Here is a 24,040-nt window from a genome sequence, read left to right on the forward strand (position 1 = left end):
TTACTCCGCAGGCTGGCTTTTGGTCAGGCGCTCAACGGCCCTGACCAGCTCCGCCACGGAGCGCACCTGCATTTTCTCCATCACGCGGCGACGGTGCACCTTAACCGTGATCTCGCTGACGCCCAGCTCGGCGGCAATCTGCTTGTTCAGCATGCCGCTTATCGCCAGCGTCAGCACCTCGTGTTCACGCGGGGTGAGGGACAGATGGCGCTGCTTCAGGGCGTAGTGCTCTTTATTGCGCGCGGCGTTGTGTTCCGCCAGCTGAAGCGCGGACTCGATGGCGTCGATAAGCGCAGTGGATTCGACGGGCTTGGTGAGAAATTCGTACGCGCCGCCCTTAATGGCGCGCACCGACATCGGGATGGTGCCGTGGCCGGTAAGAAAAATAATTGGGATCTCGCGCCCGCTGTCCTTTAGGGCGTCAGCCACCTCAAAGCCCGAGATGGCGGGCATTTGCATATCGAGAACCACGCACGACGGCAGATCCTCAAACCGGTGTTGAAGAAACGCTTCTGCCGATGAAAAGCCGACGGCGTTCAGGTCCGCCGAGTCCAGCAGCCCGATCACGGACTGTCTGACTGCGTCATCGTCATCAACCACATACACAATGTGTTCCATTCACCGCCCCGGTGCTGATTTACATGTCGAGGATGCAAACAATCCCGACGGTTACGTAAGAGACTGTTTATGCTGACTTTCATCTTAACACATTAACTATCATTATCATTTCACAATATGATAACCGTATGAAGATGAAGTATAGCGATACGTGACCGGGGTGGTTAAGCAACGAAACGCTGATTTTATGCACCCACAAGCTCGATGCGGTTGCCGTCCGGATCCGCAATTACCGCTTCATAGAAGCCGTCCCCGGTCATGCGCGGGGCGCTGAGCAGCGTGCCGTTTGCCTGCGCCCGCCCGGCCATGCTGTCGACCTGCGCTTTGCTGCCGACGTTGATGGCGATATGCGCCCAGCCGATAAACTCCGGGTGGGCAGGGGCGTCGGGCAGATCCGGCAGCGTCATCAGCTCGATGGTCGGTCCGTTATCCAGCGTAATAAAGTGTGATTCAAAACCGGGACGATTTTTACTGACGTAACGTTCGTTACTGCGGCCATTAAAAACCGTTTCCCAGAACTGAACCTGGGCGTTCAGGCTGCGGGTCCAGAGCGCGACATGGGCAATATTCATATGCTCCCTCGTTATTTGTCTGTGAGGACTTTGATCGGTAAAACAGGCTACACTCTGGTTTTGAGCGCTACAAGCTGAGGAAATAACAATGCACTACACACTGAAAGAAAGCGACAAGGAAAAGGCGGAAGGGTCAAACGGCGCGGGCGCTCTGCAGCAAAAACTGCTGGAGTCCCGTTCGATTGTGATCTCCGGTGAGATCAACCAGGAGCTGGCGCAGAAAGTCATCACCCAGATGATCCTGCTGCAAAGCGTCAGCAACGATCCGATCAAGCTGTACATCAACAGCCAGGGCGGCCACGTGGAAGCGGGCGATACCATCCACGACTTTATCAAATTCATTCGCCCGGAAGTTCACGTCATCGGCACCGGCTGGGTGGCGAGCGCCGGGATCACCATCTTCCTGGCGGCGAAGAAAGAGCACCGCTACTCGCTGCCAAATACCCGCTTTATGATCCATCAGCCGCTGGGCGGCGTGCGCGGTCAGGCAACGGATATTGAGATCGAAGCGCGCGAGATCATCCGCATGCTGGATCGCGTGAACAAGCTGATCGCTGACGCCACCGGCCAGCCGCTGGAAAAAGTGAAAAAAGACACCGATCGCAACTTCTGGATGTCTCCGGCAGAAGCGCTGGACTACGGCATCGTGGGTAAACTGATTACCCATTATGACGAGCTGAAGCTGGATTAAGTTTTTATCGCCGTGTACGTGTCGGGTGGCGGCTACGCCTTACCCGACCTACACGCCCTCGTTTGACCCATGACAAGTTCCCCCTCCGCTTTCTTACCTATAATCGCGCCTGTTTCCCCTCTCACTGGTGCTACCCATGGCGTATCAACTGAACCTGAACTGGCCGGAATTTCTTGAGAAATACTGGCAAAAAAAACCCGTAGTGCTGAAAAATGCCTTCCCGAATTTTGTCGACCCGATTACCCCGGACGAGCTGGCTGGGCTGGCGATGGAGCCGGAAGTCGATAGCCGCCTGGTGAGCCATTTCAACGGCAAATGGCAGGCCAGCAATGGTCCGTTTGAGCACTTTGACGATCTGGGCGAAACCGGCTGGTCGCTGCTGGCGCAGGCGGTAAACCATTGGCATATGCCCGCGGCGGAGCTGGTGCGTCCGTTCCGCGTCCTGCCGGACTGGCGTCTGGATGACCTGATGATCTCCTTCTCCGTGCCGGGCGGCGGCGTGGGTCCGCATATCGATCAGTACGATGTGTTTATCATTCAGGGGATGGGCAGCCGCCGCTGGCGCGTGGGTGACAAGCTGCCGATGCGTCAGTTCTGCCCGCATCCGGCGCTGCTGCATGTCGATCCGTTTGAGCCGATCATCGACGAAGATCTGGCCCCGGGCGATATCCTCTACATCCCGCCTGGATTCCCGCACGACGGCTTTACCCATGAGACGGCGCTCAACTACTCCGTTGGCTTCCGCGGGCCGAACGGTCGCGATCTGATCAGCAGCTTCGCCGATTACGCGCTGGAAAACGATCTGGGCGGCGAGCACTACAGCGATCCGGATCTGACCTGTCGCGAACACCCGGGCCGGGTGGAGCAGTACGAGCTCGATCGCATTCGTCAGATGATGATCGAGATGATCGGCAAGCCTGAAGATTTCACAAAATGGTTCGGCAGCTTTGTCTCGACGCCGCGCCACGAGCTGGATATCGCCACCGCAGAGCCGCCGTATTCTCCTGACGAGGTGCTGGACGCGCTGCAGGGCGGCGAAACGCTGTCTCGCCTGAGCGGCCTGCGCGTGTTGAACGTCAACGGCAGCTTCTTCATCAACAGCGAACAGCTGGAAACGGTAGACGCGAAGGCGGCGGATGCGCTGTGCCGCTACACCGAGCTGGGCCAGGCGGAGCTCGGCGATGCGCTGAATAACCCGGCGTTTGTTGAAGAGCTCACCGGGCTGATTAACCAGGGGTACTGGTACTTCGACGAGTAGTGCGGCCTGTTGCCCGGTGGCGCTGCGCTTACCGGGCCTACAACGGCAAAAACTACTCCTCCATTGCAATCACAATCGCTTCGCCCATCTTCTTCAACGCCTCGCGATTCTTCTCCGTCGGCGGCAGCGCCACGTTGATCCTCAGACAGTTGCGGTACTTCCCGGAGGCGGAAAACAGCGACCCGGCCGCAGCCTGGATCTTCAGCCGACACAGCTGCTTGCTCACGCACACCATGTCGACCTTCTCCGGCAGCTCAATCCACAGCAGGAAGCTTCCCTGCGGGCGCGTGACGCAAATCTCTGCCGGAAAATACTGCCGCACCCAGCAGGTGTAGGTTTCCATATTCTGCTGATAAATCTGACGCATACGGCGCACGTGGCGATGGTAATGGCCGTCGCGAATAAACGCCGCCACCGCCATCTGCGTGCCCGGCACGTTAAACCCGCCCGCGGCGTATTTCATGTGCATCACCCGGTCGTAATAGCGCCCCGGCACAATCCAGCCGACGCGCAGGCCCGGCGCCACGGTTTTGGTAAACGAACTGCAGAGGATTACGCGGCCGTCGATATCCATCGAGTGAATGGTGCGCGGGCGCGGGTACTCCGCCGCCAGCTCGCCGTAAATGTCATCCTCCACGATCACGATATCGTGCCGCTGGGCGAGGGCTAACACCTGCTTTTTCCGCGCTTCCGGCATGATAAACCCGAGCGGGTTATTGCAGTTGGGCACCAGGATCACTGCCTTGATCGGCCACTGCTCCAGCGCCAGCTCTAACGCCTCGATGCTGATCCCGGTCTTGGGATCGGTAGGAATTTCAATCGCCTTGATGTCAAACCCGCGCAGCATCTGCATGGTGCCGTGAAACGACGGCGACTCCACCGCCACGATATCCCCCGGCTTGCACACCGAGAGCAGGGCGATCGACAGCGCGCCGTGGCAGCCGTTGGTGATGACAATCTCGTTCGCTGCCACGGTCGAGCCGCCGTCCAGCATCAGGCGGGCGATCTGCTCGCGCAGCTCCAGGCGCCCGTCGAGCACGTCATAGCTCAGCATTTCACCCGGATTATGCTGCGCGATGCGGCTCATCTCCCGCCACAGGGGCTTCAGGCTCGGCTGGTTAATATCCGGCGAGCCGCCGCCAAACGAAATCATCTCTTTGTCGGCACGGGCGTCCAGCAGCATCATCACCTCATCCCACTGGGTGACGTCCACGGGACGCTGCACCGGGCGCGTCATGGCCGGAACCGGCGGCTGGGCTTTGCGCTGCGAAACAAAATAGCCGGAGCGCGGCTGGGGGGTGATCAGCTGGAGGTTTTCGAGGATCTGATAGGCCTGCTGTATGGTGCTGATACTCACGCCGTGCTCCTGGCTCAGCGTGCGTACCGACGGCAGACGTTCGCCGCTGCGATACAGCCCCTGTTCAATGCGTTCTGCCAGAAGGTTGGCGAGATGTTGATAGCGCGTCATGCTGTATCCTTTGTTTTCACCATACAGATTGTAAAACCAGTACAGATTGCCGTAAAAATTGCCATGCAGATACTGTTTTAGCGGATCTGTATGTTAAACAAAAGGTGTTTTTGAGTCTGTATTGCACAGGTCGATTTCCAGGATGATAACCCCACTGGTACAGTGAGGAGAGCATCATGGAATTCTATGAGAATCGTTCAAAACGTCCGTTTATCGTGTTTATCTGGATCGGCAAAACGATCTGCAACTGGTATCGCATCAATCGTACTCGCCGCATATTGAGCCAGATGAGCGACGAGCAGCTTAAGGACGTTGGGTTGTCGCGGTATGACGTGTGAGGCATTTATCGCCCGGTGGCGCTTCGCTTACCGGGCCTACGGGATCGAGTAGGCCGGGTAAGGCGAAGCCGCCACCCGGCGATGTTCAGCTCAACAGCCCAAACGTCTGCCGCTTCGGCCTTTCCAGCAAATCCAGCGCCTCCTGATACGACCGCACGTTGTTATAGCCCATCACCAGCCCGTAGCGTTTGCCCGAACCGCGATACCACTCCGAAAGCGCATTCACCTGCAGCTGCTGTTCCTGCCAGCAGCGCGCCACTTCCCGATCACCGCTTCCTCTGGTCAGAAACGCCACGATATGCATCCCGCCGTCGTTTTGCTCGGTGAAAAACAGATCGCCATACACCTCGCGCAGGGCGGCAATCATCCAGTCGCGTCGGGTCTGATACAGCGTGCGCATCTTTTTCAGGTGACGGAAAAAATGCCCTTCGTTGAGAAACGCGGTGAGGATCTTTTGCGTCAGCACCGGCTGGCCGCTGGTGGTAATGTCCGCGCAGTCGGTAAAAGCCCCGACGGTGCTGGCAGGCATCACCACGTAGCCCATGCGCAGCGACGGCATGATGGTTTTACTGAAGGTCCCCATAAAAATCACCCGGTCGTGCGGGTCGAGGCTTTTCAGCGACGGCAGCACTTTGCGGGTGTAGTGAAACTCCCCGTCGTAATCGTCTTCGATAATCCACGCCGCGTTCTGGCTTGCCCAGTCGAGCAGCTGCTGCTTGCGCGGCAGGGAGAGCGTGACCGCCAGCGGGCTCTGGTGCGACGGGGTGACGATGGCAAAACGGGCGTCGCGATGGTGACGGAGCAGGTATTCCGTGTCGATACCGCAGCGATCGACCGGCACCGTGTGCAGGCGCGGCACGATCCGCTTGAGCAGCTGCTGGCCCATAAAATAGCCCGGATCTTCAAACACCACCTTGTCGCTGCGGCTGGCAAGGGTGTCGAGGATCAGCCGCAGGCTGCCGCTGTAGCCGCTGGTGATCAGCACCTGTTCGGCGCTGCAGGACAGCCCGCGTGAAATATTAAGATAGCTGGCGATGGCCTGGCGCAGCGGATACCAGCCCAGCACCGGTGGGTTGAGCATCTCCTCCTGGCGCATGGCGCGCGTCGCCTGGCCCGCCAGCAGCAGCCATTTTTTATACGGAAAGCTGTCGAGGGCAGGGATGCCGGGGCGGAGAAACCCCGCCCGCTCGCGCTGGCTGATGAGCGATGCCGGAAGCGTGCCGGTGGGCTGTTCCGCAGGGGCATTGTTATCCGGCAACAGTAAATCCGGGTTCACCCGCGTGCCGCGCGCGCCCTGGCTCACCAGATACCCTTCACCCGTCAGAATGGCGTACGCCGTTTCGACGGTTTTACGCGCCACCTTCAGTTCTTCCGCCAGCACGCGGATGGCGGGCACCTTATCGCCCGGCTTCAGCACGCCGCGCGTGATGTTGTCGCGATAGCGGGAATAAATTTCGTGATAGCCCGGCTTCATGTCCTACCTCATTTCACGCTTTTTGTATCTTTTTACTATGTCATGAACGGCGTAGATTTGCCTCATCGCATGACACATGCCGCACAAGAAGAGGAAAGACCATGAGCACTCGCGTCAACCACCATAAAGTTACTCCAGCCCTCGCCAACGCCCTGTCCGCCCTGAGCATGGAAGTGGCAAAAACCTCCATCGACCCGGCGCTGAAGCACCTGATCGACATTCGCGTGTCGCAGCTGAACGGCTGTACCTTCTGCCTGGATATGCACTCGAAAGAGGCCAAAATCGCCGGCGAGCGCGAGCTGCGCCTGTACCATCTGGCGGCCTGGCGCGAGTCCCCGCTGTTCAGCGCCCGTGAGAAAGCCGCGCTGGCCTTCACCGAAGCGCTGACCCAGATTGGCGTTCACGGCGTGAGCGACGCGCTGTACCGCAGCGTGGCGGAGCACTTCTCGGACGTCGAGATTTCAGAGCTGAACTTCGCCATCGTGGCAATCAACGCCTGGAACCGTCTGGGGATCACCTCCCGCATGGCGCCGGGCTCGCTGGACGCGGCTTACGGACTGAATAAGGCTAACCTGGAATAATCCCGCGCTCGCGGATCATCGCCACCAGCGCCCGCAACCCTGGCGGGACGTGGCGATGGCCGGGGTAATACAGGCGCAACCCGGCAAAGGGCTGCGCCCAGTCGTTTAACACGCTCACCAGTTCCCCACGCTTAAGCTCTTCCCGGATATACAGTTCCGGCAAAAATCCCACCCCTAATCCCGCTTTCACGGCGCGGATCGAGGCAAAAAGATCGGACGTCGCAAAGCGCGGCGGCACGGCAAGGGCGTACGTTTCACCCCGGCGCGCCAGCTCCCAGCGGTAGATCCCGCCGTGGGCCATACGCATGCCGATCCCCTGATGTGAAAGCAGATCGTCCGGCGTCTGCGGAATGCCGTGACGTGCAAAATAGTCCGGCGTGGCGGTGACCAGCTGGCGGATCTCCCCGGTCAGCGGCACGGCAATCATGTCCTGCGGTACGGACTCCTCAAGGCGGATCCCCGCGTCATAGCCTTCCGCGACGATGTCGATCATTCGCGCTTCGCTGACGGTTTCTACGCGCATCTTCGGGTAGCGGATCATAAAGTCGATCAGCAGCTGGTCCAGAAACAGGGTGCCGATATGGTTCGGCACGTTCAGACGCAGCGTGCCGGCGGGTTCCCCGGTGTCGCTGTGGATCTCCTCGCTGGCGAGGCGGATCTCCTGCAGGGCCGGGCCGATACGCGCCACGTAGCGCTGTCCGGCGTCGGTGAGCGCCACGCTGCGGGTGGTGCGGTTAAAGAGGCGGGAATCAAGGCGGCTCTCCAGCCCGGCGATGGCGTTGCTTACCGCCGTGGCGGACATACCCAGCTCCTGCGCCGCGGCGCGAAAGCTGCCGCGCCGCACGACCGCCATCACTACTTCAAGCTCTGTCAGACCTGAACGATGCATAGATTATCCTGAAAATCGAAACAACCCTTGCAGCATAGCGTGGATTATCGCAACGGAGAAGCCGTGCCAGACTGTGCTCACACAGCCTGAGGAGGTTTATATGCACACCATCGAACAGATCTGTATTAACGGCGAATTTGTTACCCCGAACGGCACTGAGTGGTTTGATTTGTACAACCCGGCGACGGCGCAGGTCATCGGCCAGGTTCGTCTGGCGGATGAGGTTGACGCAGAGCGCGCCATTGCGGCGGCAAAAGCGGCGTTTCCGGCGTGGTCACAGACAACAAAGCAGGAACGCATCGCGGCGCTAAAACGTATGCACGCCGCCGTGGCCGCTCGCCACGACGATCTGCTGGAAGCGGTCATTGAAGAGTACGGCGCGCCCGCCTCGCGCTCGGCGTGGATGGCCAGCTATCCGGCGGAGGTGATTGCTCAGGCCATTGAGGCGCTGGAGGCGTTTGCATTCATCACCCCCGCAGGCGCAGCCACAGTGCAGATGACGCCGCTTGGGGTGGCCGGGCTTATCACGCCGTGGAACAGCGACGCGGGGTTTATCTGCGGCAAGCTGGCGGCCGCGCTGGCGGCGGGCTGTACGGCAGTCATCAAGCCGAGCGAAATGAGCGCCCTGCAAACCCGGATTGTCACCGAAGCGCTGCGCGATGCCGCGCTGCCGCCGGGCGTGTTTAACATCGTCACCGGGCGCGGCGAGACGGTAGGTGAAACCATTAGCCGCCATCCGGACGTGGCAAAAATCTCGTTTACCGGCTCCACGAATACCGGCAAGGCGATCCTGCGCAACGCGGCGGAGAGCTTTAAGCGCGTAACGCTGGAGTTAGGCGGTAAATCGCCGACGATCCTGCTGGATGATGTGGAGCTGGCGCAGGCGATCCCGCTGGTGATTCAGGCCGGGTTTATGAACAGCGGGCAGGCGTGCGTGGCCGGAACGCGCATTCTGATACCTCATTCGCGCAAGGCGGAGATCGAAACCGCGCTGGCGCAGGCCGTGGCGGCGGTGAAATCCGGCGACCCGCGCGATAGCGTGACGGACGTCGGCCCGATGGTCAGCGAAAAACAGTGGCAGCGGGTGCAGGGCTATATCCGTAAAGGCATCGAAGAGGGGGCGCGTCTGCTGGCGGGTGGTGAAGGGAGACCGGACGGGACGCGAGATGGCTGGTTTGTGCGCCCGACGCTGTTTGCCGACGTGAACAACCAGATGACGGTTGCCCGTGACGAGATTTTTGGCCCGGTGCTGTGCGTGATCCCCTATCGTGACGAGGCGGAGGCTGTCGCCATTGCCAATGACACAGAATACGGACTGAGCGCGATGGTGCTGGGCGGCGATGCGGACCGTGCGCGACGCGTGGCGCAGCAGATTGTTTCCGGTCGCGTGCTGGTGAACACGCTTGCCCATGAACCGAAAGCGCCGTTCGGCGGGTTTAAGCACTCCGGCGTGGGGCGCGAGATGGGCGAGTGGGGGATTCGGGCATTTATGGAGCCGAGGTCGATTCTGAGCTAAAACCCGCCCGGTGGCGCTGCGCTTACCGGGCCTACGTGTAAATCGCCTCCCGTAACGCCTTTCGCAATTCCTGCGCTTTTACCTCTCGTTTCTTGATACTTATCCTGATAACTATTATCTTGACCGCGTGTGACGAGAGGTTTTCCCCATGAGTGAAGAAGAACTGTTCAGCCGCAGGCCGATGGGTATGCGGATGGCGATGATCGTGCGCCAGTGGCGTGCCGTCATCGACGACGCCATTCTCGATACCGGGTTAACCCAGTCGAGTTGGACGGTGATGATGCAGCTACATCAGCTCGGGGATAACGTCTCCATGAGTGAGCTGGCGGAGGTGCAGGGCATTGAACTGCCGCCGCTGATGCGCACCCTGACACAGCTGGAAAAGCAGGGTTACCTGCTGCGCGCCGTATCGCCTTATGACAAGCGCATCCGGCTTCTGACGCTGACACCCGAGGGAAAAGCCGTATTAAAACGGCTCACTCAGGTGATTGAGACCTATCAGGCGCGCGTATCGCAAAACATCGCGCCGGAACATATCGACATTTTCAGCGCCACGTTGAATCAAATCGCCTGCAATTTGCGGACAATCCGCGAAGAAGATAACAAGACCGAAAAATAATGACTCCTGAACAAAAGTTTGCCCGCTGGGTAAGGGTGAGTATTGCCTCTTTCCTGCTGATGTTTATCTACTTTATCGTCGCGGATATCTGGATCCCGCTGACGCCGGACTCCACCGTGATGCGCGTGGTGACGCCGGTTTCTCCGCGCGTCTCCGGCTATGTGGCGGCGGTACATGTCCACAACAACAGCCAGGTGAAGAAAGGCGATCTGCTGTTTGAGCTCGACGACACGCCGTTTCGCAATAAAGTGGAAGCGGCGCAAATCGCGCTTGAGCAGGCCCGCCTGTCCAACGAACAGCTGGACGCGCAGATCGCCGCCGCGCAGGCCAGCCTGAAAACCGCCGTGCTGACCGCGCGTAACGACAAAGTGACCTTCGACCGCTACCAAAAGCTAAGCACGCTGCAGAACGTCTCGCAGGCGGATCTGGATAAGGTCCGTACCACCTGGCAGAGCAGCGAGCAGTCCGTCAGTTCCATTCAGGCCAACATCCATAACCTGCGCATTCAGCGCGGCGAGCGGGACGAGCACCGCAACGTGACGCTGCAAAAATACCGCAACGCGCTGGACGACGCGGAGCTGAATCTCGGCTGGACGAAGGTCTACGCTCAGGCGGACGGCACGGTCAGTAACCTGCAGTTAAGCCCGGGCTTTTACGCCTCCTCGGGCTCAGCCGCGCTGGCGCTGGTGAACAACCAGACCGATATCGTGGCCGATTTTCGTGAAAAAAGCCTGCGGCATACCCATCAGGGCACCGACGCCGCCGTGGTGTTCGACGCCTTCCCGGGGCACGTTTTCCGCGCCCACGTGACCAGCAGCGACGCGGGGATACTGGCAGGTCAGGAGGCCGTGAACGGTCAGCTGTCCGAACCGGAAACCTCCAACCGCTGGGTGCGCGATGCCCAACGCATGCGTATTCACGTCGCGCTGGACGAGGCGCTGCCGAAGCATCTGCCGACCGGCGCACGCGCGACCGTACAGCTCTATAACAGCGAGGGGCCGTTTGCGCGCTTCTTCTCCGGGATGCAGATCCACCTGGTGAGCCTGCTTCACTATGTCTATTAGCACCCTGGCGCGGGTCTTTACCCCGCACGGCAACATCGTCTACACGGCGAACGACTTTCGCCAGACCCTGCGCATCGTCTTTGCCGGGATGATTGCGCTGAGCATCTCCAGCTTTTACAACACCAGCTACGGCGTGTTTTTCGTGGTCTACCCGATCATGCTCCTGTCGCTGGTGCCGGTCTTTAACCGCCACGTGGCGAAGCAGTTTATCTTCAGCGCCGCGCTAAACTGCGTCGAAATGATCTTCATCATCGGCTATCTGTCGCAATGGCCGGTCATCATGACGCTGGTGGTGTTTGCCCTGTACGTGATGCGTTTTCGCTTTATGAGCAAGGGGCCGCTGTTCCTGTTTGGCTCAATGGGCGTGGTGTGCCAGAGCGTGATGCTCAACTTTATGAGCTACCCCACTACCAACTGGCACACGCTGCTGTTTTCCAACATCGAAGCGAGCGTGATGGCGGTGTGTCTGAGCGCGCTGATGAACTACCTCCTGCCGGACGTGGAGCCCCGCAAGCCGCCGCCGCTGATTGAGAAAGACGATGCGCGCGTGCGCCATGAATCGCTGCTCTCCGGCACCGTCGCGACGCTGATATTCGTGGTGTTCCAGATTAGCGACTTAAGCGATTCGCTTTCGGCGCTGATGGCGGGGATTTTGATTTTGTTTCCGATGCACTACCGCGGTTCGGTGATGAGCTCTATCTGGCGCGTGGTCGGGGTAGTGCTGGGCTGCCTCTATATTCTGGTGGTGCAGCTGATCCTCTACGATCACAGCAGCCATATGCTGTTGATGATGCCGCTGATCGGACTCGGGCTGGCGTTTGGCGCGCGCCTGCACGTGATGGAAAAAGTCGGTGCAGGCGTGGGGTTCTCCAGCATCACGACCATCGGCATTATGTTCGGGCAGAACATGCATCCGGACACTGACCTGGTGTTCAGCGATCTCTATCGCATCACTTCCGTCACCTTTTCGCTGGTCGCAACGCTGACGATGGTCTTCCTGGTGCACCTGATCCTCAACCGCTTTGAGGCGACGCGCTACGTCATTCAGGGCTGATAGCGTATGCCGCCGCTGAAGCTCCAGTCCTCAGCGGCAGTAAACTGGATAACGACCATCACATCCGCGCCGTCGATACCCATATTCTGATTCAGTTCCATAGCCAGCTGGCGGTAGAGCGCCGCTTTCTGTTCTTCGCGCCTCGGCTTACCGGCCACGATATTGAACAATATCGCCCCCTCCGTTCTGCCCGGGCTGAGATAGTACCGATCAATGTATCGATCCCCTGCAGCGAAGCATTCAAAAAAATGAAACCGGTCCTGCGCGGGAACGGCGAAGGTTTCCGTCAGCGCCTGGTGCAGAATGTCCGAGATCTGTTTTTTCTGCATCTCGCTATAGCGGTCACCCGTCATAATGCGAACAAACGGCATTATCGTTTCTCCTCTGCCAGGCAGGTCAGGGCGCTGACGGCTGCCGGCCAGCCTGCGTAAAACGCCAGATGGGTAAACGCTTCGGCAATCTCATCGTCCGTCACGCCGTTTTGTCGGGCAAAGTCGATATGCCAGGGAAGCTGCGCGGTGCGCCCCAGGGCGGCCAGTGCGGCAAGCGTGATCAGGCTGCGATCCCGCGGGGCCAGCTGCGGACGCTGCCAGATATCGCCAAAAAGCACCTGCTGGCTGAGTTCCGCCAGTTTAGGGGAAACCTGCGCAAGCGTGTCGCGATTCAGTGGTGTGCTCATTTTTTCCTCCTGTTGTCTGGCAATGACTCTCGCAGGCTGCCACCATAAATAAAATCACAATGTTTCGGACTCAACGTCCCGAAAATGAGGATGATATGGATAAACGATTTTCAGCATTAGACCTGGACGCGCTGCGTAGCTTTGTGGAGGGTATTCAATCCTCCAGCTTTGCCGTGGCGGCGGACAGGCTGTGTCGGTCCACCTCTGCGGTCAGCGCCCAGCTAAAAAAGCTGGAGCAGCAGTGCGGCGTGGCGCTCACCGTGAAGCAGGGGCGAACGCTGGCATTGACCCCGGAGGGTGAAATTCTGCTGAGCTACGCCCGACGCATGCTGGCGCTGAACGACGAGGCGCTCCGTGCAATCAGAGGGGAGATGCTGCAGGGAGAAGTGCGTCTGGGTATGCAGGAGGACTTCGGGGAGTCTGTGATGCCGCAGGTTCTCGGCGATTTTCACAGACAACACCCTGAGCTTCGCATGATCGCACGCGTCGATCGCAACCCTCCGCTGCTGCGGGGCGTGGCGGCAAACGAACTCGATCTGGTGCTGGTCTGGCAGGAAGGACGAGAAGGCGACTATGTGCGCAGCGAACCGCTGGCATGGATTTGCCGGTACCGTGAGGACATAGAAGCACTTTTGCAACGAGGGGAGCCGCTGCCTCTGGTGATGTTTGACGCGCCCTGCCTCCTGCGCAGCAGGGCCATCGCGGCGCTGGATGCCGCAGGTATACCCTGGCGTATCGCTTTTACCAGCCATAGCCTGAGCGGGCTGTGGGCGGGCGTCAGCGCAGGATTGGGTATTACGCTTCGCACGCGTATTGGCCTGCCAGAGACCTTACAGATCGACAACCGCCTGCTGCCCTACGCAGGGGAACTGGGGATTGCGTTGCATCAGGGGGACGATACCGCCGATACAGCCATTTCCAGCATGAAGGCGCTGATCCTCAAGACGCTTAATGGATAAGCGTCGGAATTTGCGAGAGTAAAAACAGGAGCAGGCCAATCGTCCCGCCGACCAGCGTGCCGTTGACGCGGATGAACTGTAGATCTTTACCGATGTTCAGCTCAATCTGGCGGGACATGTCTTTGGCGTCCCAGCTTTTGACCGTGTCGCTGATGTGGCGGGTCAGAAACGCCGCGAAATCCGGTGCGAGGCGGTGTGCGGCCTGCTCCAGATGCTCGTTCAGCGACGCCCGCAGGCTGGCGTCATTAGACAGCGTTTCGCCAAACCACAGCCCGGCGTTGGCGATGCGCTGCTTCACGCGCGAATCTTCACTTTGCATATCCGCTTTCAGCCACTGGCGCAGGTCAGCCCACATCTCTCCCAGATAGCGGTTAAACGCCTCATCGTTTTTCAGGTAGTGCTTGATGTTGTCGGCTTTTGCCGCCATTTCCGGATCGTTTTTCAGGTTGTCGATAAGCTTCAGCGTGGCGCGGTCGAACGCCTGGCGGATCTGATGCGTGCGGTCGTGGCTGATATCGTCCAGCAGCGTATTCACCGCGTTCGACACCATCTCCGCGCTTTGATCGCCCAGCCACTCGGTGGGCAGCACCATCGCCTTGCGCGGGTGTTCGGTCTTCAGCCAGTGGACAATCTGAACGGCAATAAAGTCCCGCGTGCTCTCCCGCTGAATCAGGGTAATCAGACGGTTGATGATGGCGTCCAGCAGCACCTGGTGGCGGTTATTTTTGGTCATGCTCTCCAGCATCACGGCGCTGGTTTCGGTGAAATCGACCTTGTCGATGGCCTTATGCACCGCCCGTTTAAGCAGGCGCTGAATGCGCCCATCGTCGGTGAGTTCGAGAAAACCGCTCATCACCTGCATCAAATGCAGCCCGACGCGCTGGGCATTATCCGGCTTGCTGAACCAGGCGCCAATCATCTGTGCGGGCTCATAGCGGCGAATCAACGCCACCAGCGACTGGGTATCAAGAAACTTCTCCTGCACAAACTGGCCGAGATTGTCGCCGATTCGGTCTTTATTGCGCGGGATAATCGCCGTATGGCGTGAGATAAACGGAATGGGCACCCGGCGAAACAGCGCAACCACGGCAAACCAGTCTGCCAGCGCGCCGACCATCGCCGCCTCGGCAATGGCCTTCACGCCGCGCACCCAGAAGGTCTGCGGCAGGAACAGGGTGGTGATAAACGCTGCGGCAGCAATCAGCAGCAGCGACAGCGCGAGAAGCTTGGCGCGTTTGAGTTCGGTATGTTTTTCCATGGGTTAAGGATAGAGGCAAGTGAACCAAAAGTGCAAAACTGGTGTAAGGGGAGAGACGCATTCTCTGCCTGACACACGGCTTTTATATAAAAATTATATAAATCAAAATTATCTATTATTAATTTTTCTATATTTTTTGTGCTTATTTATTTTCGGACGTAATGTTTTGTGACCGTCGTAGTCATTTTAACGCTCCTGTTAGCCATAAGATAAAGGACTATTTATGAAAGGAGACGGTATCGATGACATGGGAGTATAAAGTTTCGACGGGGGTATTGAACCATAATGGTGTGTTTGTCGCTAACTGCTACAGCGGTGCGGGTGAATCGAAAGATAAGCCAGAGTGTGAAAGTCAACGAAACAGAGGCCCCATTCCCAGAGGTGTTTATTTTATTGCCGGATGGAATAATCATAAAAGTGCAGAGGCCATTATTCTTGAGCCGATAGCGGGGACCAATACCTTTGGTCGAGATCATTTTCAAATCCATGGCGATAAGAAAGGTCAACCACCGGGGTCAGCATCTGCAGGCTGTATCATTATGAACGGTCAGGATAAACGACATATGATTTATGATTCGGGTGATACAATACTGGTGGTGAGGTGATGAAATATCTCATTGTATTTTTCTTCTTGTTTTCCCCCATGTATTTATTTGCCAAAGGCCATCGACCTGAACAGATTTTGCAGATGATAAATGACAAAGGTGCCAGGTCTGTGGTAACGGAACTGGATTCAAATGATAGCGGTGAGTCGGAATGGTGGAATCTTGTTATCCCTGAGATAAGTAGAGGTTCACGTGCATGGTTAGCCGTAGCGAGTACACTTGAACCTGGTGTGGATGCCAGTACGGCTGAAGATCTAAAGGCGGCGCTTTCTAAAGCTATCCCACATAATCCAGCAGGCGTTTTGGCAATCCTAAAAGACGATAAACCGTTACTCACTGTTGAACAAATCTGCGCTTTCGCTAATTTTCCGGAGACGGAAGCAGAGAGCAATAAGCTTTATGTCGATTCAATCAGGGAGATGTTTAAGATTAAAAGCACAGAGGGTAAAAGATGTCTTGCCGTTATGATCGAAACCGTTGAGCACTCTGTTCCATTCGATAAGGATATTTAAATGGCTATTCCAGGATATATGTCATTAACTGACGATGCGGGTAATGTCATAAAAGGCAGTGTGAGTGTCAAAGACCGTGAAAACCAGATTGAGGTTTTAGGGCTCTATCATAACGTAAGCTATAATTCTGACCTGCATAATGGCAGAGCATTGAGCAAACGCCAGCATCGTCCCTTTCTTATTGAGAAAGAAATAGATGCCTCCAGTGTTTTTCTCTATAAAGCACTCAGCACGGGCGGTACGTTCAGGAAAGCGACTATCGACCTGTATAGAATCAATGATGCCGGTCAGGAAGAAATCTATTTCACGATAACACTGGAAGCGGTGAAGGTCGTCACGGTGTTTTCATTAATGCATGACGTGAAAGAGACTTGCCATGAAAAACAGGGTCATCTTGAGCTCGTTTTGCTTCGTTATGAAAAGATTACCTGGCATTACCGTGACGGTAACGTTATTCACTCGGATGACTGGGATTATCGGTTAGGGGCCTGATTAACTGGCAACGGGAGATTCATTATTTCCCGTTGCCAGAGTGCAATATCTACTGTATTTCAATCTTTTAACCGTGTAATTTGTTTTTTGTTAAATATAATAAAGTTTAAATTCTTATAAATTTTCCCTTCACCCCAGAGGTTTGTCGTTGGGCGTACTTTACCGACAACAATAATCTCGTCTTTTGGTTCGAGGTTTTCAAAAAAGGTAGCATCGTTACAAGTTAAACCAGGTGCGAAAAACTCTTTGCTTTTATCCTCATGCTCCAGTGTGCATACCTCTCCTTTGAGGGCGAAGAAATTATTCCTTTCATTATTAATGTGTTCTCGCGCTTTTTTAACCGTTATAAGAATTGCGACAGGATGAGTGATTTTTGCGGCCTTTTTAAAAAGAATGGGATAACGGTCTTCATCATAGAAAAAGTCATTCCAGCTGATTTTTTTGCCGTTATAATCTATCTTAACCAAGTCAGATAGTGTTTTCTTATCGCTGCTTTCCTCTATTTTTGCTCTGATTTTAGCAATGCCTGCAGCCGTGTTAAAGTAATCAGCGAGACGCTTTTCTGTTTTCTTATATCTAATTCGCTTGCGTGCTTTCTCTTCCGGATCGGCTTCTTCCTCTGGTGTAAAACTGGCTTTTCTTAGATCGGCACTGGCTTCAATAAGGACGTTCATTCGGAATATAAACGCTGAATCCTGCGCTTCGAGGAGAAGTTTTCCGTCTTCAACATTTTGTGAATGAGCGACAAGAGAAGTGATTGCTGATTTGACGCTGTTTTTACAATTGAAACTATGTTCCTCATTCTTCTGTAAACGTAAAAATGCTGAAATATTTTTGCCGTTACGCTTGTGCGGCTTAACCCAACTGATTTTAGCGGAGCAGAACTCACATATCAGTCCCTCTCTATCACTCTCTTTAATATCTTTTACAGGAATGCGGGAGTGTATATTGCGCTCATCACGCGCGTAAAACATTTTTAATCCTTCGGCCATAATATGCTCCTTATAATTCTTGTTGCACTGGAAGAACAGACTTTGCCAAAATCATTTGACATATTACATTTTTATCGATCCCATATTTTCTTTAAAATTCTCTGCCTGCATCAGTACGCCCAGATAGACCTCGTCGTTTGCTACAGGAGGGAACTTATGTTTATGCAGTAAAAGAATTAACTCAACTTTAAGTTTGGCTTTGATGTCATCGCGTTTACTCCAGTCTGGGTACTTCGACGTGTTATCAACCACTGCTTTCATCTCTTTTGCCAGCGCCAGCATCCTGTCGTCTTCATAAGTAAACTGATACTTGTCTCGCATATGTGCCAGGATGTCATAAAACGCTTTCTCTTCGATATCAATTCCCAAATCTGCATAAGTACCCATTTCGGTTTTAATATCATAGATAATGTCGGTCATTTCCTGACTGAAGTGATCAAACTCTTCACCGTTCAGCACGTCGTCTTCACGGCGCTCGTTATATTTATCCATAATGGACTGGAACCGACGGGTGAAGTTGATCCCCTGAAGCTGGTTAATTTTTTTAAAATCGCTGATGGCTTTCTCCAGCAGTTTCTGCAGAAGCTGAATCTTTGTTGCGGGCAGCTTGATCTTATTAATACGTGCAAGATAATCCTCGTCGAAAATATCGATCGATTCTGCTTTCTTATCGCCCAGGAAAAACAGCTCTTCCACGCCATCTGCCTTTAATGCGTCAGAAATCATCTCTCGCACGCGGGCGTTCATCTGGGTAACGTCAGGTGCATCACCCTTGGTCAGCTTAAAGACGATGGAGCGTACTGCAAGATAGAAATGGATACGATCTCGCTCTGTCTGCGATAACGCCTCGCTACCGCAGCAGACATCGTAGGCCGCCTTCAGGCGCTTCACCAGCCCCATAAAGCGACGTTCAATTTTCTGGGTCCGCATGACAAATTCTGCCGCCTGATTCAGACACGCAAGCTGAGCCTGAGGCTCTCCTGTGAAGTAAGCGCGGCTGTCGAAATCGTGGAACACCTGCGACAGAAGGTCGAGATGATTCTTTACCTCAATGACCGACTGCTGGATGTCCTCAAAGTTGGTGGCGTCTATGCGCGAATACATCGCCAGTGCCTGATTCATCTGGCGCTTGATGCCGATATAGTCCACCACCAGACCTTTGCTTTTTCCTTCCAGCTTGCGGTTAACGCGGGATATGGTCTGGATCAGGTTATGTTTTTGCAGCGGCTTATCGATATAGATTGTGTCCAGTTCCGGGACGTCGAAACCGGTGAGCCACATATCGACCACAATAGCGATTTTGAAATTCGACTTTGCATTTTTGAACTGTTTATCCAGCTCTTTACGATACTCTTTACTGCCCAACAGGTCGTACAGTTTGGCGTCATCGTCTTTACCTCGCGTCATCACCATCTTGACCATTTCGGACGGTGGCAGCTCTTTCTGCTCCTGTTCGGTAAGTTCGACCCCTTCGGGAGCCTGTTTAACCTCAAACCACGCCGGACGAGAACCTTTCAACTGACGGTATAAATCCCAGGCAATTTCCCGGCTGGCGCAGACAAACATTGCCTTACCTTTTACCGTTGAGCCTTCAGCGACGCGTTTTTCATAGTGTTTAGCAAAATCTTCCGCCAGCGACTTCAGGCGATCCTCATCTCCGAGGATCGCGTTCATGGTGGCGCTGGCTTTTTTACTTTCGTCGATTTGCCACTCATTGGTGCCCGCGTTAGCGCAATCTTCGTAGTACTTCTCAACCTCTTCCAGCTTGCTGGCATCCAGGATCACTTTTGCAGCACGACCTTCATAGACTATACGTACCGTGATTTCATCCTGAACGGATTCTGTCATGGTGTAGCTGTCCACTACCGCGCCGAAGACATCCAGCGTGGCGTCTACAGGCGTTCCGGTGAAACCGACATAGGTGGCCGCTGGCAGCGAGTCGTGCAGATATTTGGCGAAGCCCCAGGTCTTGCGTACCTTGCCGCTCTCTTTATCGACGATCACTTTCTGATCCAGATTGACCTGGCTGCGGTGCGCTTCGTCAGAGATACAGATGACATTGCTTCGCTTGGAGAGCAATTCGGTGTCTTCAGTAAATTTATGGATGGTGGTCAGGAAGACGCCGCCGCTGTTACGACCGGCCAGCTTTTCCCGCAGATCGTCGCGGCTGGTGACGGGTTCCACGGTATCGTCACCGATATAATTTTTGGCATTACACATCTGCGTGGAGAGCTGATCGTCCAGATCGGTACGGTCAGTGATCAGAACGATGGTCGGGCTGGCAAACTCGACGCTTTTCATCAGCAGGCGGGTTAAGAACTGCATGGTGTAACTCTTACCGCAGCCCGTGGCGCCAAAGTAGGTGCCGCCTTTACCGTTGCCGTAAGGTTTACGCGCTCGCTCGATGCTGTAGTAGAGCCTGCGCGCGGCATAGTACTGCGGATAGCGGCAGCAGATTTTCACTTCGTGTTTGGCTTTATCCGGGAAGCAGATAAAGTTTTTAATCACATCCAGCAGGCGTACCGGGTGAAAAAGCCCCTGAATCATTGAGTGCAGGGAAGGGATGCCGTCCTGCTCGCGATTTTCATTACCGGTGACTTTACGCCAGGAGTAGAAATACTCATACGGCGCGAACAGGTTGCCCATGCGGTTATTCACGCCATCGCTGATGATGCACAGCGCGTTATAGACAAACAGCTGCGGAATATCGCGACGATAGCGGGTGCAGAGCTGTTTATACGCATCACCAATATTGGCTTCCTGCTCGCGAACCGCGCTTTTAAATTCAAACACCACCAACGGCAGCCCGTTGATATACAGGATGCCATCCGGAATACGTGGCTGGTTTTCTTTACCGGTGATGGTCAGCTGATTAACGATCTTTATGCGGTTCAGCGGCTGGATAAGATAGCTAGCTGGCGTTTCAGCGGCCTGTTGCATCGGTACGTCTTCACTATCGAATAACTCACGCAGCGCGGCGGGCAGGTGCCGGGTATCGAGCAGTTCGATATAGAGATCTTTCTGCTGACGGTCGTCGCGTTTAAACAGGAAGCCATTTGCCAGCCAGGTGCAAAAGGTCTTATTACTTTCGTAAAGATCGGAAGCGGGCAGGATAGTGAACTGTTTGATTAGCCGCTGGATTTCGTCTTCCGTTATACCGTCGGCCTGATAGCGGGATGCGAGATAGTGGCGAAGATCGTCTTCAATAATCACCTGATCGAGGCTGGAACGCGGCACATTATCGCCTGTCAGGTGCTGGTAACCCTGCTCCTGTAACAGTTCAATTATTGCCTGTTCTAACTTCGCTTCACTGAATGAGAGATGCATATCCCGCTCCGGCCCTGGCTGGTTTTCTGGTAAGGGTTCCTGTAATAAGAGAAAACCTTACCAGAAAACCCCTGATTTTTCAGGGGCAAAATGCGTTATGCGGGTTCGGTTTGATCTACTAAATCTGGCAGATCCTCCAGGGACAGCTCGCCGGAGATGAGTTTGGGGAGCAGGGTGTCGCGGAGGTTTGTTAAGGTATTATTTTCAGACGAATTAGAAAACCATTTCATAAACAATGGAGCTACATTATCTTCAAATATAGTAATTATCGCATTTGAAGGACGTATAAATTTTGTTGAGGATATAATTAATTTATTAAGATTCTGTTGCGCTGAACCTGTAGCTTTTGAAGCCAATTCATCAGTTTTATTGCTGACAAAATTATAGACATAGAATGGGTATTTTTCTGAATACAATCCGCAGCATGCTTGATTAGCTGTCATTTTATCGCCAATAATACACACTTCTCCCGCAGTTGCACCGTACATTGCAACGACGGTTGTATACCTTTTCCATAATTTCGCTGAGCTATGCAGTAACCCAGTTTGTGTAATTTTTTCTTTTGTGTCTAAGACTATTTTACCTTTAACTTCGCCTGATGAAAGCCATTTTATTGTACCGTCATTCCAGAATGATGTTTCCTTTCTTGAAGGTGTTCCTCCACTCTGAATAAAATCACAGAATGAATCAAAACTTTCACTTTCCCAACCTTTCGGTATCCAGCCCGATTCTGATTCTACAAATTCCGCCGGGAACAGTGCACGAATATTCGCTGGAAGTGTTTTGAAATCTGCACTGTTACGTATTTTTTGACGGAGTTCGGCGCGAGATTGCAGCGCCTCCGGGATTGAGTTTCCCGCATCCAGCGCATTATCAATCACCGGATCGAAATCCACAAACCAGGATTTGAACAGGGTTTGGGACATTTGTTCTAGGGTTTGATTGATTAATAAATTAGTATTTTGCTTGTTAAGCAAATTAAACGCTATTTCAACAATAGAGTCCTGTATTTCTCGTTCAGGTAACTCTAGTTCAAAAAGACCTAAAACTTTAGCATTAGCTCCTGCCTGAGCTGAGCCAGATTTCACTGACTCGACAAAACTCCACCATTCTGGTGTCCTCATTTGTAACCATACAAATGAGGGGTTTGCCTTAGTGCTATCGACTCGAAAACGAATAAGATATGATGCAAAGACGGCTTTAACATCAGAGTCGAAAATATAATTCTCCCCAGTACTGTTACCCGTTCTTGCTATAACAATATCACCTTTTTCGAGTAGGTATTTATGAGCATCATTTTTGCTTATTTCGCAAAATGGTACATGATCCCAGCTAACTGTACCGCCTTGTATATCGGTAATCCGGAGAAATTTAGGGCCGATTTCTTTCGAGGTTGCACTGGCTGTATAACCGTAAGATATATCAGTGCATATTTCAGACAGTTTGATATTATTCCCCATAACCCAGCGCCTCTAGGTTCTGACGAATCGCCTTATCCAGTTCTTCCGCCTGCTTCATCTGCGCAAACAGCGTCTGCGACAATTCACGCATTTTGGTTTCAAACGCCACGCCGTCATCTTCCTGCTCCGCGGCACCGACGTAGCGGCCCGGCGTAAGCACATAGTCATTAGCCTTGATCTCTTCAATGGTGGCAATCTTGCAGAACCCGGCCTGGTCTTCGTACTGCGCCAGCCTGCTGTCGCCGCGCTTAACGCGTTCAGCCAGCTCTTCCGGCGTGCTGCGCCACGCATGGTAAGTATCTGCGATGGTGGCGATATCATCCGCCGTCAGTTCTTTGGTGGTGCGGTTCATCATGGTGCCGAGGTTACGCGCATCAATAAACAGCGTTTCACCCTGACGGTTGCGGTAGCCTTTGGCGGGGTCGGCAGACTTCGATTTGGTCATAAACCACAGGCAGACCGGGATCTGGGTGGTGTAGAACAGCTGGCCGGGCAGGGCTATCATGCAGTCGATCAGATCGTTTTCGATCATCTGCGCGCGGATCTCGCCTTCGCCGCTGGTGTTGGAGCTCATGGAGCCGTTTGCCAGCACAAAACCGGCGGTACCGTTGGCCGATAGCTTGGAGAGCATGTGCAAAATCCAGCCGTAGTTGGCGTTACCGGTTGGCGGCGTGCGGTAGCCTGCGAAGCGCGGATCGTTGGTCAGCTCGGCATCGTTACGCCAGTCTTTGAGGTTAAACGGCGGGTTGGCCAGAATGTAGTCGGCTTTTAAATCCGGGTGCTGGTCGTTGAAAAAGGTGTCCGCAGGACGTTCGCCAAGATTGGCTGACAGGCCGCGAATCGCAAGGTTCATCTTCGCCAGCTTATAGGTGGTGGCCGTCAGCTCCTGACCGTACAGGGCGATATCGCGGCTTTTCCCCTGGTGGCTTTCGACAAACTTCACCGACTGCACAAACATCCCCGCCGAGCCGCAGCATGGGTCATAAATTTTGCCCTGGAACGGTTCGAGCATTTCGGTCAGCAGCGTCACCACGCATTTTGGCGTATAGAACTCGCCGCCGCCTTTGCCTTCGGTGGCGGCAAACTTGCCGAGGAAGTATTCGTACACGCGGCCGACCAGGTCTTCTTTCGACAGCGCTTCAACGTCGGTTTCATGCGCCAGCGTTTCGATGTTGTCGATAGTGTCGATCAGCGATGCCAGCTTCTTAGTTTCCAGATCCTGACGGCTGAAGTAGTTATCCGGCAGCGCGCCTTTCAGCGTCGGGTTGCGCTTCTCAATAGTAGAAAGGGCGTCATCAATCAAAACGGCGAGGTTATCCTGCTTGGCATTCTGTTTGATGAACGACCATCGCGCCTTTTCCGGCAGGTAGAAGATATTGTCCTGCTGATAAAAGACTTCCATTTCCAGGAAGTCTCCCTGGCCTTCGTCCTTCATTTTTTGACGACGGGCCTCGAACTTATCGCTGATAAATTTCAGGAACACGAGGCTTAGTACCACGTGCTTGTACTCTGAAGATTCAACGCTACCGCGAAGCTGGTTCGCGGTATCCCATAATGTGTCTTCAAAGCCTTTCTTTGCTTTGGATTTTTTTGTTGGTGCTTTGGCCATGATGA

The 24,040-nt window shown here is 54.6% G+C and carries 24 protein-coding genes; 12 read left to right on the top strand and 12 right to left on the bottom strand.

Annotation, left to right across the window (positions count from 1 at the left end; translation table 11 throughout):
* Window positions 1-618 (bottom strand): response regulator transcription factor, encoded by a 618-nt coding sequence (locus V1566_RS05700; protein WP_395305301.1) that lies wholly within the window; start codon window positions 616-618, stop codon window positions 1-3.
* Window positions 619-803: 185 nt separating this feature from the next.
* Complete coding sequence (locus V1566_RS05705; RefSeq protein WP_395305302.1) at window positions 804-1,190, bottom strand: VOC family protein; 387 nt, start codon at window positions 1,188-1,190, stop codon at window positions 804-806.
* A gap of 88 nt (window positions 1,191-1,278) precedes the next feature.
* Here V1566_RS05705 and V1566_RS05710 point away from each other — a divergent pair, with 88 nt between their 5' ends.
* Complete coding sequence (locus V1566_RS05710; RefSeq protein WP_024909504.1) at window positions 1,279-1,881, top strand: ATP-dependent Clp protease proteolytic subunit; 603 nt, start codon at window positions 1,279-1,281, stop codon at window positions 1,879-1,881.
* Window positions 1,882-2,017: 136 nt separating this feature from the next.
* Window positions 2,018-3,139, top strand: a complete 1,122-nt coding sequence (locus V1566_RS05715; protein WP_395305303.1) for a JmjC domain-containing protein — start codon at window positions 2,018-2,020, stop codon at window positions 3,137-3,139.
* Window positions 3,140-3,191: 52 nt separating this feature from the next.
* Here the strand turns inward: V1566_RS05715 and V1566_RS05720 are convergent, their stop codons facing one another.
* On the bottom strand, window positions 3,192-4,607 hold the full coding sequence (locus tag V1566_RS05720) for a PLP-dependent aminotransferase family protein (protein WP_395305304.1): 1,416 nt from the start codon (window positions 4,605-4,607) through the stop codon (window positions 3,192-3,194).
* 176 nt (window positions 4,608-4,783) lie between these two features.
* Between V1566_RS05720 and V1566_RS05725 the strand changes: the two genes are divergently transcribed.
* Window positions 4,784-4,945, top strand: a complete 162-nt coding sequence (locus V1566_RS05725; protein WP_121424933.1) for a DUF1127 domain-containing protein — start codon at window positions 4,784-4,786, stop codon at window positions 4,943-4,945.
* A gap of 85 nt (window positions 4,946-5,030) precedes the next feature.
* On the opposite strand, the gene V1566_RS05730 is transcribed toward V1566_RS05725, so the two are convergent.
* Complete coding sequence (locus tag V1566_RS05730) at window positions 5,031-6,419, bottom strand: PLP-dependent aminotransferase family protein (RefSeq protein ID WP_395305305.1); 1,389 nt, start codon at window positions 6,417-6,419, stop codon at window positions 5,031-5,033.
* Between the two features lie 101 nt (window positions 6,420-6,520).
* Between V1566_RS05730 and V1566_RS05735 the strand changes: the two genes are divergently transcribed.
* Window positions 6,521-7,000, top strand: a complete 480-nt coding sequence (locus V1566_RS05735) for a carboxymuconolactone decarboxylase family protein (protein ID WP_014882392.1) — start codon at window positions 6,521-6,523, stop codon at window positions 6,998-7,000.
* On the opposite strand, the gene V1566_RS05740 is transcribed toward V1566_RS05735, so the two are convergent.
* Window positions 6,987-7,889 carry a LysR family transcriptional regulator gene (locus V1566_RS05740; protein ID WP_395305306.1) on the bottom strand — a complete coding sequence of 301 codons (903 nt, stop codon included), beginning with the start codon at window positions 7,887-7,889 and terminating at the stop codon, window positions 6,987-6,989. The genes V1566_RS05735 and V1566_RS05740 overlap by 14 nt on opposite strands.
* Window positions 7,890-7,989: 100 nt before the next feature.
* Here V1566_RS05740 and V1566_RS05745 point away from each other — a divergent pair, with 100 nt between their 5' ends.
* The 4 genes from V1566_RS05745 to V1566_RS05760 all read left to right on the top strand — a co-directional run bounded on the left by V1566_RS05745 (window position 7,990) and on the right by V1566_RS05760 (window position 12,142).
* Window positions 7,990-9,405: an aldehyde dehydrogenase family protein gene (locus V1566_RS05745; protein ID WP_395305307.1), complete on the top strand. Its 1,416-nt coding sequence runs from the start codon at window positions 7,990-7,992 to the stop codon at window positions 9,403-9,405.
* Window positions 9,406-9,553: 148 nt separating this feature from the next.
* Window positions 9,554-10,024 carry a MarR family winged helix-turn-helix transcriptional regulator gene (locus V1566_RS05750; protein ID WP_395305308.1) on the top strand — a complete coding sequence of 157 codons (471 nt, stop codon included), beginning with the start codon at window positions 9,554-9,556 and terminating at the stop codon, window positions 10,022-10,024.
* The gene (locus V1566_RS05755; RefSeq protein ID WP_395305959.1) at window positions 10,021-11,088 is read left to right on the top strand and encodes an HlyD family secretion protein; all 1,068 of its coding nucleotides are present in this window, start codon (window positions 10,021-10,023) and stop codon (window positions 11,086-11,088) included. Before V1566_RS05750 ends, V1566_RS05755 begins: the two co-directional genes overlap by 4 nt.
* The gene (locus V1566_RS05760; protein WP_157188567.1) at window positions 11,078-12,142 is read left to right on the top strand and encodes a DUF2955 domain-containing protein; all 1,065 of its coding nucleotides are present in this window, start codon (window positions 11,078-11,080) and stop codon (window positions 12,140-12,142) included. Before V1566_RS05755 ends, V1566_RS05760 begins: the two co-directional genes overlap by 11 nt.
* Here the strand turns inward: V1566_RS05760 and V1566_RS05765 are convergent.
* Entirely contained in the window at window positions 12,133-12,513 is a 381-nt protein-coding gene (locus V1566_RS05765; protein WP_395305309.1) for a tautomerase family protein, read from the bottom strand. The genes V1566_RS05760 and V1566_RS05765 overlap by 10 nt on opposite strands.
* On the bottom strand, window positions 12,513-12,821 hold the full coding sequence (locus V1566_RS05770) for a carboxymuconolactone decarboxylase family protein (RefSeq protein WP_395305310.1): 309 nt from the start codon (window positions 12,819-12,821) through the stop codon (window positions 12,513-12,515). The genes V1566_RS05765 and V1566_RS05770 overlap by 1 nt, the downstream gene beginning before the upstream one ends.
* A gap of 95 nt (window positions 12,822-12,916) precedes the next feature.
* Between V1566_RS05770 and V1566_RS05775 the strand changes: the two genes are divergently transcribed.
* Entirely contained in the window at window positions 12,917-13,780 is an 864-nt protein-coding gene (locus V1566_RS05775) for a LysR substrate-binding domain-containing protein (RefSeq protein ID WP_395305311.1), read from the top strand.
* Here the strand turns inward: V1566_RS05775 and V1566_RS05780 are convergent.
* Window positions 13,770-15,038: a DUF445 domain-containing protein gene (locus V1566_RS05780; RefSeq protein ID WP_395305312.1), complete on the bottom strand. Its 1,269-nt coding sequence runs from the start codon at window positions 15,036-15,038 to the stop codon at window positions 13,770-13,772. The two genes, V1566_RS05775 and V1566_RS05780, sit on opposite strands and share 11 nt — an antisense overlap.
* A 242-nt stretch (window positions 15,039-15,280) precedes the next feature.
* Here V1566_RS05780 and V1566_RS05785 point away from each other — a divergent pair, with 242 nt between their 5' ends.
* Genes V1566_RS05785 through tssD form a run of 3 tightly spaced genes read left to right on the top strand, consistent with a single transcriptional unit; the run spans window position 15,281 to window position 16,647 of the window.
* Complete coding sequence (locus V1566_RS05785; RefSeq protein WP_395305313.1) at window positions 15,281-15,643, top strand: tlde1 domain-containing protein; 363 nt, start codon at window positions 15,281-15,283, stop codon at window positions 15,641-15,643.
* On the top strand, window positions 15,643-16,155 hold the full coding sequence (locus V1566_RS05790; protein ID WP_395305314.1) for a hypothetical protein: 513 nt from the start codon (window positions 15,643-15,645) through the stop codon (window positions 16,153-16,155). The genes V1566_RS05785 and V1566_RS05790 overlap by 1 nt, the downstream gene beginning before the upstream one ends.
* Window positions 16,156-16,647, top strand: coding sequence for a type VI secretion system tube protein TssD (tssD, locus tag V1566_RS05795; protein ID WP_395305315.1), 492 nt, complete (start codon window positions 16,156-16,158; stop codon window positions 16,645-16,647).
* Window positions 16,648-16,706: 59 nt separating this feature from the next.
* Here tssD and V1566_RS05800 read toward each other — a convergent pair whose 3' ends face one another.
* The 4 genes from V1566_RS05800 to V1566_RS05815 form a co-directional block, all read right to left on the bottom strand.
* Window positions 16,707-17,639 (bottom strand): hypothetical protein, encoded by a 933-nt coding sequence (locus V1566_RS05800; RefSeq protein ID WP_395305316.1) that lies wholly within the window; start codon window positions 17,637-17,639, stop codon window positions 16,707-16,709.
* Between the two features lie 63 nt (window positions 17,640-17,702).
* On the bottom strand, window positions 17,703-20,966 hold the full coding sequence (locus tag V1566_RS05805; RefSeq protein WP_395305317.1) for a type I restriction endonuclease subunit R: 3,264 nt from the start codon (window positions 20,964-20,966) through the stop codon (window positions 17,703-17,705).
* A 95-nt stretch (window positions 20,967-21,061) separates the two neighbouring features.
* The gene (locus V1566_RS05810) at window positions 21,062-22,426 is read right to left on the bottom strand and encodes a restriction endonuclease subunit S (RefSeq protein WP_395305318.1); all 1,365 of its coding nucleotides are present in this window, start codon (window positions 22,424-22,426) and stop codon (window positions 21,062-21,064) included.
* Entirely contained in the window at window positions 22,416-24,035 is a 1,620-nt protein-coding gene (locus tag V1566_RS05815) for an N-6 DNA methylase (protein ID WP_395305319.1), read from the bottom strand. Before V1566_RS05815 ends, V1566_RS05810 begins: the two co-directional genes overlap by 11 nt.
* Window positions 24,036-24,040 lie beyond the last annotated feature (5 nt).

Source organism: Enterobacter sp. ECC-019 (assembly GCF_043974075.1).
GTDB lineage: Bacteria > Pseudomonadota > Gammaproteobacteria > Enterobacterales > Enterobacteriaceae > Enterobacter > Enterobacter asburiae_D.